Raw genomic sequence first — 14,986 nt, 5'->3', positions numbered from 1 at the left:
GCGACCATAAACACAACCAAGGATGCCCTATGATTTCCCGCTACGGTTTCATTATCAAATCACCGGATTACCAGAAAGATCAGCATCAGTCTTTGATTGAATCCCCTCTGTTTCGCTCAGAAATTCTCGGCGTGAGTACAGATGAAGAAGCCATTGACGCCGCCAGACAACTCATTGCCAATGGTGCTCAAGTGGTTGAGCTTTGCGGTGGGTTTGCTCAAGAGAGCGCTGAGAAGATAATTGCCAAGCTGGACAGCGACATCCCCATTGGGTTTGTGGCGTTTTCAGAGTGCGAAATGAAAAAACTGGATGGGCAAGCCTAAAACCGATGTGTTATTTACGTGATCCGCTGGGAACAGTGTTACGCCTAGGTTTACTTGAACACCCAATAAACGCCATTTGAGTGTTAATAATACGCAAAAAAACCTCAAATTTTGAAGGCTGAAATGTCGTCTTTTGTTCATAACTCATTCGATTTACGGCAATTTTTGCCAACTACTGTGAGTTTATGCAATCTATTGTAATGGAACGTAAATTCAGTATTCACATGCTGACTCCCCCCGTACTATGCCTGAAAAACAACAACGCCCCACGGTTAATAACACGCGATAAATTATAACGTTACGTCACGCTAACTTATTGCCACGGGTATAAAAACAGACTTTTGGAGCTTGCGCATGTCTACACCAACTCAAAACAAACCCAAAACATCATCCATCAAACGATTGATGACATTTATCGTTAACTTTCCACCGTACTTATATTTCCCTGTTAAACAAAAAGCACCTGAAAAAACCGTCAGCGACAGCGTAAAGGAAAGCGCGTAACCGAGATTGAAAGCACTGAATCACAGCACTTCTCGATCAGGTTTTTATCATGGCTAACCAACAACACGGCGCAGTGCTGTTCCTTTGCTAGCATGATCAAAAGCTCCGTCACTTCTTTGGCAATGATAGGGTCGAGACGAGATGTAGGTTCATCGGCGAACAAGAACACAGGGTCGAGCAGCAGCGCACGAAGAATAGAAAAACGCTGAAGCTCGCCGCCAGACACGGAAGTACTTCGTCGTTCAAGCAGCTCAGGGGCAAGTTTGAGCTTTTTCATCAAGTGCGCAACCTTCTGCCTGTCAATGCTATGAAGCGTGATCAGATCGTCCAGTAGCGTCCCAAGCGTAACGCTTGATGTAACAGCGGATGGTGGGTCTTGAAACAGTTTGAGCCATTGGTAAGGGGTAACGTTTTCACCCAACTTTTCAATTTTTCCCTCTAGGGGCGGGAGTAACCCGAGTAGTGTGTCACCCAGCGTACTTTTACCGCAGCCGCTGTCGCCCACCACACCCATGACTTCACCTGCATGCAAGGTGAAAGAGATGTCTTTCGCGAGGGATTTGTGTTGGCGACCAATGCTTAAATCGCTAACGGTCAACACAGGCTTAGTGAATGCTTGTGGGTACGCACTTTTTTGCCAATGACGAGGGTCTGCGGCGATCAGTGCTTGGGTGTATGCGTGTTGCGGCGTTTCGAGTACTTGTGATGCAGTGCCTTGTTCAACCACGGTGCCTTCTTTCATCACAATGATGTCGCCACCAATTTGGCGAGCAACATCAATGTCATGGGTGATGGTGAGCAAGCCGCCACCTTGGGCGCTTTTCCGCAAAAGGTTGATGATGTCGTCTCTGCGGCTAACATCCAGCCCTTTAGTGGGTTCATCGGCCAGAATTAAGGTCGCGCCGCCTGCTGTCGCGGCTGCCACTGCCAAACGCTGGGCCATACCACCAGAAAGCTCGCCGGGTCGTTTCAACGCACTGGATTTCAACCCCAACTCATCCAAATCATAGATTGCGTTATCAAAGGCTGATTCTGGGGTTTGCTCGTGCACGCACTCATACACTTCTGCCACTTGTTGATAGCTTTGCATCAATGGGTCTAATGCGCGCCAAGGTTCTTGAGGCAACATGATCATTTGTTTGCCCCAGCGTGTTTTCAACGCGGGTATATCATGAGCTTTTCCCAGAACTTCAACCCGACCGTGTTGCTGCAATGTCACGGGTAGCAAGCCGATGATCGCTTGCGCTAACAGGCTTTTTCCTGATCCTGTTTGACCGAGAATGGTTAAGGGTTTGTCCTGAAAGAGCGATAGCGAGAGTGGCTCAAGCAGCGACACATCCCCCGCGGTGATCGACAGATCAGTCAATTGAATTAATGGGGTCATCGCCTGTTCCTGCTAAAAGATGAAAACCTAACACCAGCATTGCGACCACAACCAAAGGTTGCGCCAACACCCAAGGTGCTTCGATATAGAACGGGAAGAGTTCGACACTCATTAACCCAAGTTCAGCGAGCGGCGGCTGAATGCCGACAGCGACAAAGCCGAGCGATGCCATCATGAGGATGGCGTTTGCTCCCCCAAAAGCGGCCATGGTTAATATCGAAGGCAAAATAGCTGGCCAGATATGACGTTTGAATTGATACCACTTTCCAAATCCCATCATGGCGGAGAGTTGTCTTTCTGGGCTATTGATTCTCGTGCGAGTAATGACACGAGTGACGCGATAATACTCAACCCACTGAACCAGTGAAATCGCCAAATAAAGCACAAGGAATGAACCTGGCGCAATGGCGGCAAGCAATAGCACCATGACCAAACCCGGCAAGGCGAGAAGAATGTTCACCAACACATCTAAGGCTTGTTCAACGCGTCCTCCCGCCCACGCAGAGCACACGCCTAGGGCGACACCCAACACCGATGACGTGATCACGCACAGCAAACTTAATGAGAAAGACAGCGTAATGGCACTGGCAAGGCGTGTTGCCATATCCCGACCGAAATGATCAGTCCCTAGCCAGTGCACACTGTCTGGTGGAAGTAAGGTCATGGCGAGATTTTGTTGTTCCATGGTGTAAGGCGATAGCCAGTTAACGCAGAGTGCAAAACCAAACAACACAAACAACACAAACAAAATGGATAATCCGATACGTTTTCGAGGCGTGAGATTTTTTATCATTGTGCTTCTCTCCCTCTCGGATCGATCCAATAACACGCGACGTCGATAACGCTGTTCAGTAACACAAACAAAATGCCCATCGCGAGCGCACACCCTTGGATGACGGGAATGTCACGCGCAAAAATGGCATGCGCTAATCCATGCCCAACACCCGGCCATGAAAACAGTGATTCGATCATCACGATGCCTTCAATCACGCTCACCAGTTGAATGCCGATAAACGCGATGACGGGTACGGCCATGTTTCTCACACCATGACGGAGAAAGGTTTGTACCTCAGACAGCCCTTTGACGCGGGAGAATTGATAGAAAGGTGAATGCAGGACGTTGAGTGTGCTTGCATGCACCACGCGGTTAGACACAGCGGCCAAGCTAATACCAAGTGTGAGGGCGGGCAGCACTAGGTGTTGCCACGTGCCAAACCCTGCGACGGGAAGCAGTTGCCATTCCATCGCAAAGATCAGGATGAGTACCAAACCGAGCACAAATACCGGCAGCGCTTTGGTGCAGGTGGACAGCCAAACAAGCGCACTGTTAATGGCCCCGCCTTTTTTTGCTGACCAAATCCCTAAGGGCACGGCAATCAGCGAAGACAACAAAATCCCAAACACCGCCAGTAGAAGCGAATGACCGAGCTGGTGAGCAACGGCTTCACTCACTGGCAAGCCGCTCACGAGTGAATTGCCAAGGTTGAATTGCATCAGCTCCATCAACCAACTGACATAACTGCTGAACCAGCCTTGGCCGAGGTTGAGTTCTTCGCGCACCAAATCGGCGGCGGCGGTATCTACGTTGTCTTGCCCGTATCGGCTTGCTGCAATGCGATACGCCATATCACCGGGTAAACTTCTCATCATAATAAACGTGAGGGTACCAACCCCCCAAACCACAAGAACCAATTGGAATAACCGCTTTTTAATCAGCAAAAGCATGTTTATTTAAAATCCATTTGGTTGATGAAGTAGTTTCGCTCAAACGGGTCAAACGCGAAGCCTTGAACACGACCGTTTACTGCGGTGTGTTGGCTGTAACTGGAAATAGGCAACACGGGGTAGTCTTCGTGAATGGCTTTTGCGACTTGCTGGCTCAATGCCGTGCTTCTGGCTGTATCGCGGGTTTGAATAAGCTCTGCAATGGCGGCATCCACTTCTGCATTTTCCCAGTTCATGGTGCCCCAATCGCCACCGCCGTTAGAAAAATCGGTGCTGATGATAGGAAGAGGGTCTGCGATGAAGCCAAAGTTACGTGCAATCAGCGCCATCTCGAGCGAACCATCTGCATGTCCTGCTGGGATCATGCTTGAGTTGGTGATATCGACAATCAAATCCACGCCAAGCTCTGCCCACTGCGCTTGAATCGCAGTCGCGACGGTGGCGAGTTCAGGGCGATCTGCGTAGGTGATTAAACGAATTTGAAAAGGCTTGCCATCACGGGTGAGTTTTCCGTTTTCATCGGCTGTCCAGCCCATTTCAGCGAATAGCGCGTTGGCTTCAGCTTGGTCAAATTCGTCGTTCGGCACGTCAGCCACATACCATTGAGACATAGAGCTTGGTAGCAACTGCGCTGTTTCAGAACCTTCTGCACTCAAGACATTTTTGGCAATCGCCGCACGATTGATTGCCATGCTTAGGGCTTTACGAGCGCGCACGTCATCAAGGAAAGGGTGACCGCTGTTGAGTTTGACAAACAAGGTACGTGGGATCAGGTTGCTGTGTACCTTCACATCGCTGGTGTCTGCCAACTGCGGGATCATGGCAGGGGCGAGGGTAAACACGATGTCAGCTTCACCCGATTTTGCTTGAAGAATACGGCTTTCAGGACGGTGCCCTGTCAGGTAGGTTGCGAACGTGATGTTGGCATTGTCTCCCCAATAGTCGCCAAACTTCTTCACCGTCAGCTTGTGGGGTGGTTCGAAGCTTTCCATTTTATACGGCCCTGTTCCATACAGTGTCGCAACCTCTCCCGTTTCGTTATAAGAAGCAGGCGCAACAATGGCCGTCGAATAGTTAGTCAGAAGTGCAGGGAAAGCGACGTAAGGTTCGCGCAAATGAAATTGGATTTGGTTACCGCCAACGGCTTTGATGCTTTCTACTGAGGCTTTTTTCAGCGTACCGTGCTTTTTCAAGGCATTGTTTAGGCTGCCCAAAACCGCATCGACGTTCATGGCTGTGCCATCGTGAAATACGACGCTGTCTTTCAGTGTGAACGTCCAATCCAGTCCATCATCACTGACCTTCCATGCAGACGCTAAACCCGGCGTGATTTCGCCTTTCTCATTCACATTCAACAAGGTTTCGATAACCTGCATGCGAGTGAGAATATAGCCTTGTTTAGACGGGTCTAGGCTTGAGATTTCCCAAGGCCCACTGATGGATAATGTGTTTGATTTTTCAGGGGTTAACTGTACAGGTTGTTTCGTCGAGAACCATACGGCAACACAAGCAAGAATGAGCGCACCATAAACAAACAATCGAACGATTTTCTTCTTTTTCGCCACCGTGGCGTATGAAATTTCAGTCATAAAGATCCCTAACGTATTCCTTGAACGTCATAAAAATGAAGGTGTAATGATTAAATGGAGGGCGCTATGACAACGGTGGCGAGCGAGTGCGTGGACGGAAATTCGCGCTAAGGCGGGCTTCTACACTCTTAAAGGCTTCGTAATGTAAAGGGTCTACAGTCGTTGGTATCGAAACGGTCGCGTAGATCACCGCATGGTGAATCGAATCAAAAACCGTGCATTGGTGTGCTGCGTGAAAGTCTTCAGATGTATCGGCTTCGTGGTACAAGGAAACGGCATTTAACCCCAGAATGAAAAAAAGGAGCAAAAATGCACAGCGCAGTGCTGCTGTAACACAATGAAAAACGGGCACAACACCAACTTCACATGAATACGAATTGTTATAATGTAACAATTTTTATTTCAACTTTAAACGATAATTGTTATCAACTTCGTTTTGTCTAATATTTTATACGCATTTAAAGAAATGAGGCGTTTAAGGCGGAATACCCCCTGACCCAAACCGCGATTATTTCCGTGCGGTCTTAGGATTGAGTAACCCCTGTAAACTGAATTGGGTTAGCGTTAACAATGCGCGTATTGCTTGCTGAGAAAGCGAGTTTGTTCAATGGATTGATAAGGATATCCAGATGTTTGGTGACACGCTTTCAGCTGCGTTTTGGTTTACGTTTCGGCACAAAATGGCGCTTTTACGCATTACCATTATCCCAATTTTGGTGTCAATTTTTCTGCAATTGGTCGCGATTGAATTGCAAAGCGTATCGTTCATTTATGCCGTGATATTCATAGAAGCGATATTAAGCTCAATTATCGCCATAAACGTTCACCGCATTGTGCTTGAAGGGGAAGAGTCGGTACCGAAGTGGGGGCGTTTCAAGATAGGCAAGATAGAGCTGTGGTTTTTGGCACATTATCTCAGTCTTTGGTTCGGGGTTTATGCGATCTTTCTATTAGCGCCGGTGCTTGGTGCGTTTGTTGGTGTGCTTATTATTGTAGGGGGGATTTTTTCATGCCGCCTTTGTCTCGTATTCCCGGCTATCGCTCTCGGCAAAGCGGTATCGTTTCCTTATGCTTGGAAACTGACAGCGCAGCGAACGTTCTACATGCTTTGCGTTGTTGCAATAACGCCGCTGATTTTTAGCTTCTTCTTAATTACTCTAGGATTTCTCGGTGTTCCTGATGCAATCTTTTCCTTTTCTAGCCATTTAATAACCATGCTGGCTGTCATCACCCTTTCATTCGCTTATCAGAAACTGACGGAGGAACCGAAGCATTTGGAAAGAGACTGAGGAATAGAAAAAGAGAAGCAAGGCAGGAGATGAGTCGCATTCTAAATACAATTTGGTGGCGAAATTTCTCTGTCATTTTATGCCCCTATTCCTGAATAGGGAGAGAATAGTAAATGACCGACTCATCTGAATTGGGTTGGTATTCTCTTCCATATGTTTCAATGTCAGGCCCTTGAGTGTGCGTGTAGGTCGCCCCCATCAACCACGTGGAATAAATGAAATTGACGGTGCTGTCTAATTGCGTTGGTTTACCACGATGTGAAAACTTGGCATATCGTGATGCTGCGACTGACACCGCGGTGAGTCCATCAGGAATATTTATGAGTGACGAAACCTCCACTGCTGCGATGTATTCCAACAATTCAGTGTTTTCTGTTGTTGGTTGCACCACACCGTAAGCCACATAAGGATCGTTGCGGCATTGAATTTCTTTGATTCGTGGTAAAAATGCGTCCCACAGTGCTGGCAAGGTTTGGCTGATGTTATTTTTATCTGAGTCAGACCCATAAAACGTGGTTCTCAGTCCGACGAGCATCATGGCTTTCTGTTCAATGATCTCTGGTTTCAATTTAACTTGTTGATTCAAGTGACGCAGGTAATCGGGTGTGAATTGAATCTTTTTCAACCATCTTTTTTTGCCTTCTATCTGCCTATATTGGTTTGGCGTCACGCCGAAAAGAGACTTAAAGGCGCGCGTATAGGCTTCTTGAGATTCAAATCCCGCTTCCAGCGCAATATCCAAAATGCGGTTGTCGTCGACCTCAAGGGAAAGCAATGAGCACGATAACCGGCGATTTCGAATGTAGGTTTTTAACGTCTCACCGGTTAGCGCTTTGAAGATACGTTGGAAATGCCATTGGCTTAACCCCGCTGTTTTCGCGACGTTATTTAACTGAATGTCGTTTCCAAGATTGGCTTCGATAAAATCGACGCCAATCTGAATTTTGTCCAAATAGGTCAATATGCTTACCCTTATTCTGGCAATTCAAAAAAGCCAGTCGCGGATACCAACTGCCCTTCATCATTGTATTCACCGATACTGATCCCCTCTCCGAGTATATGTCCTTCTCGATCGCACATATTCCATTTCGCGAGGCATTTATTGTGGTGTGACATGAAATACGTCGTAACAAAGTGACCACCATCGACTTGTTGATGAAAGTCCAACATATACTGAAGCAAGTCGTCCCACGTCTCTGTTTGAATGAGGGGGTCGGTATACACCACATTTTCATTCATTGACTGCCTAAACAGCGCAATTTTTTCTTCTTTTGATTCAGCCTTCCAAGCGCTTGCGTAGGTTTCCCATATTTTCTGCTTTTCCATCATTACTTACCTTTTGTTTAAAAATGGCAGTTTGACGAATATTGAACATGCAGTTTTGATATTTTGTGCGATTTTCACATTGAACCATCATTGTGATTGGCGAACTGAACGTTGAAACCCGTTCACATTAAGTCAAACCATCTTCTGTAAATCATCAGACTTCCGTTTGGCTTAACTGCGCCGCCATATTCTCGCCACCATTGATCACCACATTGCCAGCCTGTGACTTCGTTGCTTTGGTTTAATGTCCTTTCACACATCATCTCGCCAATCATTCGCAAGGAAGACTCATGACTGATTTAATTTTTGGGCTTCTCGCCCTATTGCTGCTCGCCGTCTTTGGTTTTGGCGCATTCGTGTTAGTAAAAACAGGGCTAAATCGTTTAAACATCAATATTGATTTACCTGAGCTACAAGCGCGCAGCTCCCTGTTATTAAAAGGCGTGCTGGCTTTGGCGCTTTGTTTACTCGCGATTGTGCCACTCTCCATGGTGCATGACATGGCGAACGAGCGAGAGTATTTGTACAAAGACGTGGTGAATGAAATCGGTCAATCGTGGGGGAGTGAGCAAACCTTGGCGGGGCCTGTGCTCGTGCTGCCTTACACCTATGTGGTGATTCAAGAAGTGGCAACGGGTGACGGGGAAGTGAAAGAAGTGAGTGAACGTCGGACACGTCGCTACGACGAAGTTGTGATCTTACCGACAACGCTGGATCTGAAAGCGGGATTAACACATGACTTTCGCACTCGAGGCATTTATCAGTCTCTCGTTTACCAAAGCACGATCGAAGGTAAGGCTGATTTTCAATTTGCGCTACCCAATATTGCCAACCTCGAAACCTTCCATTTTGATGCCGCACGTTTGGTGTTCGGGTTATCCGCAAACAAAGCGATTGATGGCGTAGACATGTTCACGGTGACAGGAGAAGGGCTACCCGCTGAAATGAGTTTGATGTCGGGCACCGGGCTGGACACTGATGCACTGAAACGTGGCTTTCATCGTCCTATCTCGCTGGCGGAAACACCCGTGCCGTTTACGTTGGATTTTAAAATCCGTTTACGTGGTTCGCAAGGAATTGGTTTCTTGCCGTTAGGGGAAAGCTCAACGTTTGAATTAACCACAGACTGGCCGCACCCAAGCTTTGTGGGCGCACTGCCAACGGCGAGAAACATTAACGATAACGGCTTTTCTGCCACGTGGAATATCAGCCATTTAAGCCGAAATTATCCGCAGGTGTTTGTTGATTCTGCCAGCATCAACCTCGACGAGGCGAATGCTTATACCCAGCTATTTGAGCCAAACACTCACTACGGAAAGATTGAGCGCTCATTGAAGTACGGTCTGCTGTTTGTTGCGTTGACGTTTATTGTATTGATGATGTTTGAACTTGGTATGAAGCAAGGCAATGCACAGAGCTTGTCGGCGCTGCAGTACGCCATGGTGGGTGCTGCCATGACGCTGTTTTATCTGGTGCTATTGGCGCTTTCTGAACACATGAGTTTCACCATGGCATTCATGGCGGCAGCGAGTATTCCCTTGATCAGCATTCCCGCGTATGTGGGCAGCGCAACAGGCAGCGTGGGGAGAGGCGTGATCATGCTGTCTATGCTTATCGGTTTGTATGCACTCTTGTACTCCATCCTGCGTCTCGAAGACTACGCCTTGCTCATGGGCAGTGGTTTGTTGGTCACGGTGCTGTTGACCTTGATGTTTATGACGAGGAAGAAAAGGTAGCGTCATCATGGAGGGAGGGCGAATAATGGCTATAACACATAGCTGCCCTCTCCCTCTCTCTCAACACACTTCACCATACATCTTTATTCGGATCATTGGCTTTAACCCAGGCTGCGTTTTCTCGCGCTTCTAAATACAGCTGCAAACCATTGTATGAGGCAAATGCCGCCGCGCCGCCAAGGTGTTGGAAGTCATCAAAATAGTCATCTTCTAGCGGGCACAGTTCAGAGAGTGTGCTCGCCCCTTTTGCTATTGCCCACTGAATGGCAAAGCTCGGCGCAATCGTGCCTGAAACCGAGACATCTTCAATGGATAGCTCAAGATCACTTCGGGCCGCGGCTTCGCGTTTTTCAGCTTCTTCAATGGCAATGTCATCAATGATTTGGGTGCGGCGAGCGGGGGAAATTCGCTTATTCAATTTCGCGATTTTTAACGCGTAATCAAAACGCGCGGGGGTGACAATTTCAACCAGTTGAGTGAGCAGTTCTTTGTCGATATCGCTCGCTTTTTCAAAGAAATCGACACAATTTCTGAGTGACGCATAGCATGTGCCGTTGAATTCAAAACTGCTCGTATCGTCCATCGCATCAAAAGTCAGGCCGTCAACAATAAGTGGCCACCCTTGATACGCCACGCGCTGTTTGGCAATTTCATACATGTGCCAGGCACTTTCACCAAAGCCGCCCAAGATGGACCCTGAAAATTCACTTTCTTCGAGTTCTTCTTTGGTCCAGTTTTCACCGATGGCGAGGTGTTTGGTGTATTTGGAGATGAGCGCCTGTTTAACGTGGGCGCGAAACTGCCAAATGGAATTGATGTCGCGAGAGTGTTTGATGGAATCGCATTCTTTGCATGCCGGTAACGCCAACAATGCATGTTCGACGTTTTTTCGGGCAGTACGTGGAAAATGAAGAATTTCCGATGAGGGTTCACCACAGAACCAGCAAATGTGGCGCTGGTTGAACGGGATATCGATCAATGTATGAGAGTGAGTTTGCATGGCCGCTTTACGCTTATTCTGATGTCCGCAGTTTACTGGGTAAGTGCGTCAATGTATCTCTTCTTGCGACAACAAAATCCGCTTCTTTTTTCTGGCTTGTCTCAACGGATACCATTTGCAACAAAGTATCCCTTAATCAACCCATTGAAAGGTGTATGATTTCAGACAGGCCACGAACATTGGAAAACCCATGCAGTTAATCAAGATCGACAAAACGTTATACCGTTCACGTTTAAACAGGGTGATCGTTGCCTGTATTGCCATTTTGGCGATATCGAGCTTGGCGATTTCTCAGACATTGATACTGATTTTCCCGTCTCAAACGGGATCTCACTTTCATTGGAATTTGCTTGGCGTAGTGGTGAGCGCGATTGGGTTGGTGATGACGCTGATCAAGCTGAAAACTCACCCTAAAATGCGCGAAGTGGCGTATGTGTGGGATCTCAAGCAGGCGCTGAATTTAATCTATCGGAAAAATAGAAAGCTCGTAGCGGCTGCCAAACTGGGCAATCCTGATGCCATGCTGGCGCTTCAGTTCAGCTACGAAGGCTCTCGCCAGTTGTGGCAACTGGACGACAACACCATCACCATGAGCAGCCTCAATGAAGCACAAGCACAGCTTGATGAGTGGGTCCGCGAGTACAATGTGCAGTTAGACATTACACACTATCACTCAGCGTCACTTAAAGCGTTTTAATCCGCGATCCGATAGGGCGTCAGCTTTGTAGCTATGCGCCCTATTACTTCAACTATCAAAATCACTTCGACTTATTTATCACTTCAATTTATCCATCGCTTTCGGCTCTTGCTGAGTCGCACAGTGCACACTGCCACCACCGGCAGCAATCGCATCAAGGTTCAATGCTTCGATTTGACGGTCCGGGAACAACAGTTCGAGGGTTTCCTTGGCTTTTTTGTCTGCGGCTTTGTCGCCAAATTCTTGCATGATCACCGCGCCATTACAGACGTAAAAACCCACATATCCGGCGGCGAAATCGGGATCGTCATATTCCTCCCTTACGCTTGAAGGTGTTTCAAGCGGGTTAACCGTGAGCCTATTACCTTGTGCATCGGTCGCGTTAGCTAAGATATTTGCATGCTCTCGGGTTAAGGCGAACTCGTAAGAATTGGGGTCAGTATCTATGCCCACTACCACATTGCCCGGCGTGGTAAATCGCGCATAGAAATCGGTGTGACCATCGGTAATGTCACGCCCTTTGATACCGGGCAGCCAGATGATTTTCTCAAGCCCGAACAACGGCATGATCAGATCTTCAAACTGCGCTTTTGACATGTTCGGGTTTCGGTTGTTATTGAGGGTGCAACTTTCGGTAATGATCGCTGTGCCGATACCGTCCACTTCAATGCAGCCGCCCTCCATCACCAGAGGGGTATTGATAACAGGTACATTCGCCAACTTGGCAATCTGCGTCGCTACCGTCGCATCTTTCTGATGCATTTGTTTGTCGCCCCAACCATTAAAGTTGAAATCCACCGCGCCAGTATTTCCCACGTTGCTGAGTACAAACGTCGGGGCGGTATCACGCGCCCACAGATCGTCCATGTCACCGACAATCAGATCCACCTTGTCGCCCATCAGTGATTTTGCCAATGCCATGTCTTTTTGGCGCACCAACATCGACACAGGTTCATATTTGGCAATGGTCAGCGCAATATCAGCCAGATTTTCTTGCACGACAGGCAATAGGTCGCTTCCCCAGATCTGCTTGTTGGCGCCGAACGCCAGCCATGTTCGCACGTGCGGTGAGGCTTCATCTGGCATAAACCAACCTTGAGAGAAATTGGTCGCGCCTGTTGTTTTGGCACTAAGACGATGCGTCAGGGGCAGTGTCATGGCGAGCACACTGGCATGTTGGATAAATCGACGACGAGAAATCATGCTTCCCTCCTGAATTCAGGCTGATGATTTAACTATCAGAAAGATAGCAGACACATCATCATAGGGAGCCTTTGCATTATTGAGTGGTGCGTTTTTAAGAGAACAAAGATTGCGCATTACTTTCGACACTCTGCACATTTTCTACTTGAAAGCAGACTCACATGCCTCCATTTTGAGTGGCAGTGAACCTCTGTGCTGCAACGCGGTCTCAAACAGGTCATTTTTCCTTTGTTTTTGATTCACCAAGGACAAGAATTTTATGTTATCGGATACTTTTCAACACCTTAATGATTACCTGCAAAGTCAGGTTATCGGCCAACCACAACTGGTTAAGCAACTGCTGATCGCTTTATTGGCAGACGGTCACATCTTGGTGCAAGGGCCACCGGGTCTCGCGAAAACCCGCGCAGTCAAAATGTTAGCGGACTGTATTGAAGGGGATTTCCACCGCATTCAATTCACCCCTGACTTGCTGCCTGCCGATCTAACGGGTACCGACATTTTCCGTCCTGAAACGGGAGAGTTTACCTTTCAGCCGGGGCCAATTTTCAATTCACTGGTACTGGCGGATGAGATAAACCGCGCCCCCGCCAAAGTGCAGGCCGCCATGCTTGAAGCGATGGCAGAAAAGCAGATCACGGCAGGCAGAAAAACCTATCCGTTACCCGAGCTATTTCTGGTGATGGCGACGCAAAACCCGATCGAGCAAGAAGGCACGTATCCGCTGCCGGAAGCACAGCTCGACCGCTTCTTGCTGCAATTGAACGTTGAATACCCAGATGCCGACAGTGAACTTGAGATCCTTCGTCTTAATCGCGGCGAAGCGCAAGGTCTAGAGAAACAAGAGCCTGTGCATCTAAAACAAGAGAACATTTTTGAAGCGCGTCAGGCTGTGCTTGGCATTCACATGGCAGAAGATGTCGAGAAGTACATCATTCGTTTGATCATGGCTACACGCGATCCGCATCGTTACAGCGACAAATTGGCGGCGTGGCTACAAATGGGTGTGAGCCCTCGCGCCACGTTAGCGTTAGATCGCTGCGCCCGTGCACATGCATGGTTAGCAGGGCGAGATTTCGTGACCCCCGACGATGTGCAAGCCATGGCCTACCCTGTACTGCGCCACCGCCTGCTGTTGAGCTACGAAGCCCAAGCAGAAGGTATCGCGGCGGATAGCGTGGTGAAACACGTGATTGAGCAGGTCGCCAGCGTATGAGCCTGACAGACACCACCGCGGTTTTGCCACCACACAGTGACGGCGTCAACGTGGGTCTGGCTGAACTGCTGCACTACCAGAAACAGGCAGTGCGATGGCTGCCGCCGGCGTTGAGCATTTGGTCGCAATTAAGCGGCCAGCACGGCAGTCGCCAGAAAGGGCGCGGCATGAACTTCTCTGAAGTACGTCCGTATCAATCGGGCGATGACATTCGCGCTATTGATTGGCGGGTGACGGCACGCACCGGAAAAACCCACACCAAGCTGTTCACGGAAGAACGCGAACAGCCTGTGATGCTGATGGTCGATCTCAGTGCCAGCATGAAGTTTGGTTCGCAACTGATGTTGAAATCGGTTCAAGCCACTCACTTTGCCAGCCTGCTCAGTTGGTTGGTGGTGAGCCAACAAGATCGCATTGGTGCGGTGATCTACAACGGCATTCAACTGCGCGAGTGCAAACCGACCGCAAGACGCCAAGGTACCTTGCACATTATTCATGCCTTGATGGAATCGCACAAAGAAATGCTGACGGCAGAGAACCACACGGCCTCCACAGAAGGTTGGCAAGGCGCGCTTAGACACATGCACCATTTGTGTCCCAAGGGCAGTGAAATCGCCATCATCAGCGATTTTTACGCGCTGACCCAAGCGGACAAGCGCAGATTGAGCCAACTTCGCCAACATAACCGCATTCAGTTTGTTCAGATTTCAGACCCGCTTGAGCAGGGACAAACCGACTACCGCGGTCATGAATGGGTATCGGATGATAGCGACACGGCATGGCTGGATTTTTCTGCGCGTAAAACCCGCGAAAGTCTGGCCATTCAGTACCAACGCCACCAGCAATTTATTACCGATATGGCGCGGTCGTTGGCGATTCCCCTGCATACCATTAGCGCCGCACAACCGCTATTGCAGCAGATTGGCAGCACGCGTCGCGGCAGTGCTCACGCTACAAATACGAAATGAGGTCAAACACGATGAAGGCATTGTCA

15 protein-coding genes are annotated in these 14,986 nt (G+C 48.6%); 6 read left to right on the top strand and 9 right to left on the bottom strand.

Annotation, left to right across the window (positions count from 1 at the left end):
• The first annotated feature begins 29 nt into the window (after positions 1 to 29).
• Entirely contained in the window at positions 30 to 323 is a 294-nt protein-coding gene (locus tag ACED36_RS08420; RefSeq protein WP_371733097.1) for a DUF6506 family protein, read from the top strand.
• Between the two features lie 475 nt (positions 324 to 798).
• Here ACED36_RS08420 and ACED36_RS08415 read toward each other — a convergent pair whose 3' ends face one another.
• The 5 genes from ACED36_RS08415 to ACED36_RS08395 form a co-directional block, all read right to left on the bottom strand.
• On the bottom strand, positions 799 to 2,211 hold the full coding sequence (locus ACED36_RS08415; RefSeq protein WP_371733096.1) for an ABC transporter ATP-binding protein: 1,413 nt from the start codon (positions 2,209 to 2,211) through the stop codon (positions 799 to 801).
• Positions 2,186 to 3,004 (bottom strand): ABC transporter permease, encoded by an 819-nt coding sequence (locus ACED36_RS08410; RefSeq protein ID WP_017003102.1) that lies wholly within the window; start codon positions 3,002 to 3,004, stop codon positions 2,186 to 2,188. Before ACED36_RS08410 ends, ACED36_RS08415 begins: the two co-directional genes overlap by 26 nt.
• The gene (locus ACED36_RS08405) at positions 3,001 to 3,936 is read right to left on the bottom strand and encodes an ABC transporter permease (protein WP_371733095.1); all 936 of its coding nucleotides are present in this window, start codon (positions 3,934 to 3,936) and stop codon (positions 3,001 to 3,003) included. Before ACED36_RS08405 ends, ACED36_RS08410 begins: the two co-directional genes overlap by 4 nt.
• A 2-nt stretch (positions 3,937 to 3,938) precedes the next feature.
• Complete coding sequence (locus ACED36_RS08400; RefSeq protein WP_371733094.1) at positions 3,939 to 5,525, bottom strand: ABC transporter substrate-binding protein; 1,587 nt, start codon at positions 5,523 to 5,525, stop codon at positions 3,939 to 3,941.
• A 64-nt stretch (positions 5,526 to 5,589) separates the two neighbouring features.
• The gene (locus tag ACED36_RS08395; RefSeq protein WP_371733093.1) at positions 5,590 to 5,877 is read right to left on the bottom strand and encodes a DUF2607 family protein; all 288 of its coding nucleotides are present in this window, start codon (positions 5,875 to 5,877) and stop codon (positions 5,590 to 5,592) included.
• Positions 5,878 to 6,154: 277 nt separating this feature from the next.
• On the opposite strand from ACED36_RS08395, the gene ACED36_RS08390 reads away from it, so the two are divergent.
• Positions 6,155 to 6,814, top strand: a complete 660-nt coding sequence (locus tag ACED36_RS08390) for a hypothetical protein (protein WP_017005921.1) — start codon at positions 6,155 to 6,157, stop codon at positions 6,812 to 6,814.
• An 85-nt stretch (positions 6,815 to 6,899) separates the two neighbouring features.
• Here the strand turns inward: ACED36_RS08390 and ACED36_RS08385 are convergent, their stop codons facing one another.
• Together ACED36_RS08385 and ACED36_RS08380 are read right to left on the bottom strand one after the other, a co-directional pair.
• Positions 6,900 to 7,775 (bottom strand): GyrI-like domain-containing protein, encoded by an 876-nt coding sequence (locus ACED36_RS08385; protein WP_017005920.1) that lies wholly within the window; start codon positions 7,773 to 7,775, stop codon positions 6,900 to 6,902.
• 11 nt (positions 7,776 to 7,786) lie between these two features.
• Entirely contained in the window at positions 7,787 to 8,143 is a 357-nt protein-coding gene (locus ACED36_RS08380; protein WP_241823340.1) for a nuclear transport factor 2 family protein, read from the bottom strand.
• Positions 8,144 to 8,430: 287 nt separating this feature from the next.
• Here ACED36_RS08380 and creD point away from each other — a divergent pair, with 287 nt between their 5' ends.
• The gene (creD, locus tag ACED36_RS08375; RefSeq protein ID WP_371733092.1) at positions 8,431 to 9,876 is read left to right on the top strand and encodes a cell envelope integrity protein CreD; all 1,446 of its coding nucleotides are present in this window, start codon (positions 8,431 to 8,433) and stop codon (positions 9,874 to 9,876) included.
• 70 nt (positions 9,877 to 9,946) lie between these two features.
• Here the strand turns inward: creD and ACED36_RS08370 are convergent, their stop codons facing one another.
• The gene (locus tag ACED36_RS08370) at positions 9,947 to 10,876 is read right to left on the bottom strand and encodes a hypothetical protein (RefSeq protein ID WP_016959963.1); all 930 of its coding nucleotides are present in this window, start codon (positions 10,874 to 10,876) and stop codon (positions 9,947 to 9,949) included.
• Positions 10,877 to 11,066: 190 nt separating this feature from the next.
• Here ACED36_RS08370 and ACED36_RS08365 point away from each other — a divergent pair, with 190 nt between their 5' ends.
• Positions 11,067 to 11,573, top strand: coding sequence for a DUF3087 domain-containing protein (locus ACED36_RS08365; RefSeq protein WP_017003096.1), 507 nt, complete (start codon positions 11,067 to 11,069; stop codon positions 11,571 to 11,573).
• A gap of 78 nt (positions 11,574 to 11,651) precedes the next feature.
• Here the strand turns inward: ACED36_RS08365 and ACED36_RS08360 are convergent, their stop codons facing one another.
• On the bottom strand, positions 11,652 to 12,776 hold the full coding sequence (locus tag ACED36_RS08360; protein WP_371733091.1) for an agmatine/peptidylarginine deiminase: 1,125 nt from the start codon (positions 12,774 to 12,776) through the stop codon (positions 11,652 to 11,654).
• A gap of 259 nt (positions 12,777 to 13,035) precedes the next feature.
• On the opposite strand from ACED36_RS08360, the gene ACED36_RS08355 reads away from it, so the two are divergent.
• On the top strand, positions 13,036 to 13,992 hold the full coding sequence (locus tag ACED36_RS08355) for an AAA family ATPase (RefSeq protein WP_371733090.1): 957 nt from the start codon (positions 13,036 to 13,038) through the stop codon (positions 13,990 to 13,992).
• A complete protein-coding gene (locus ACED36_RS08350) occupies positions 13,989 to 14,960 on the top strand; it encodes a DUF58 domain-containing protein (RefSeq protein WP_016959959.1) in 972 nt (323 codons plus the stop codon). The genes ACED36_RS08355 and ACED36_RS08350 overlap by 4 nt, the downstream gene beginning before the upstream one ends.
• Positions 14,961 to 14,986 lie beyond the last annotated feature (26 nt).

The sequence above is a fragment of the Enterovibrio sp. FF113 genome (assembly GCF_041439165.1).
GTDB lineage: Bacteria > Pseudomonadota > Gammaproteobacteria > Enterobacterales > Vibrionaceae > Enterovibrio > Enterovibrio norvegicus_A.
The sequence above is the reverse complement of the archived record's forward strand: the minus strand, read 5'-3'. Positions and strand labels throughout refer to the sequence as shown.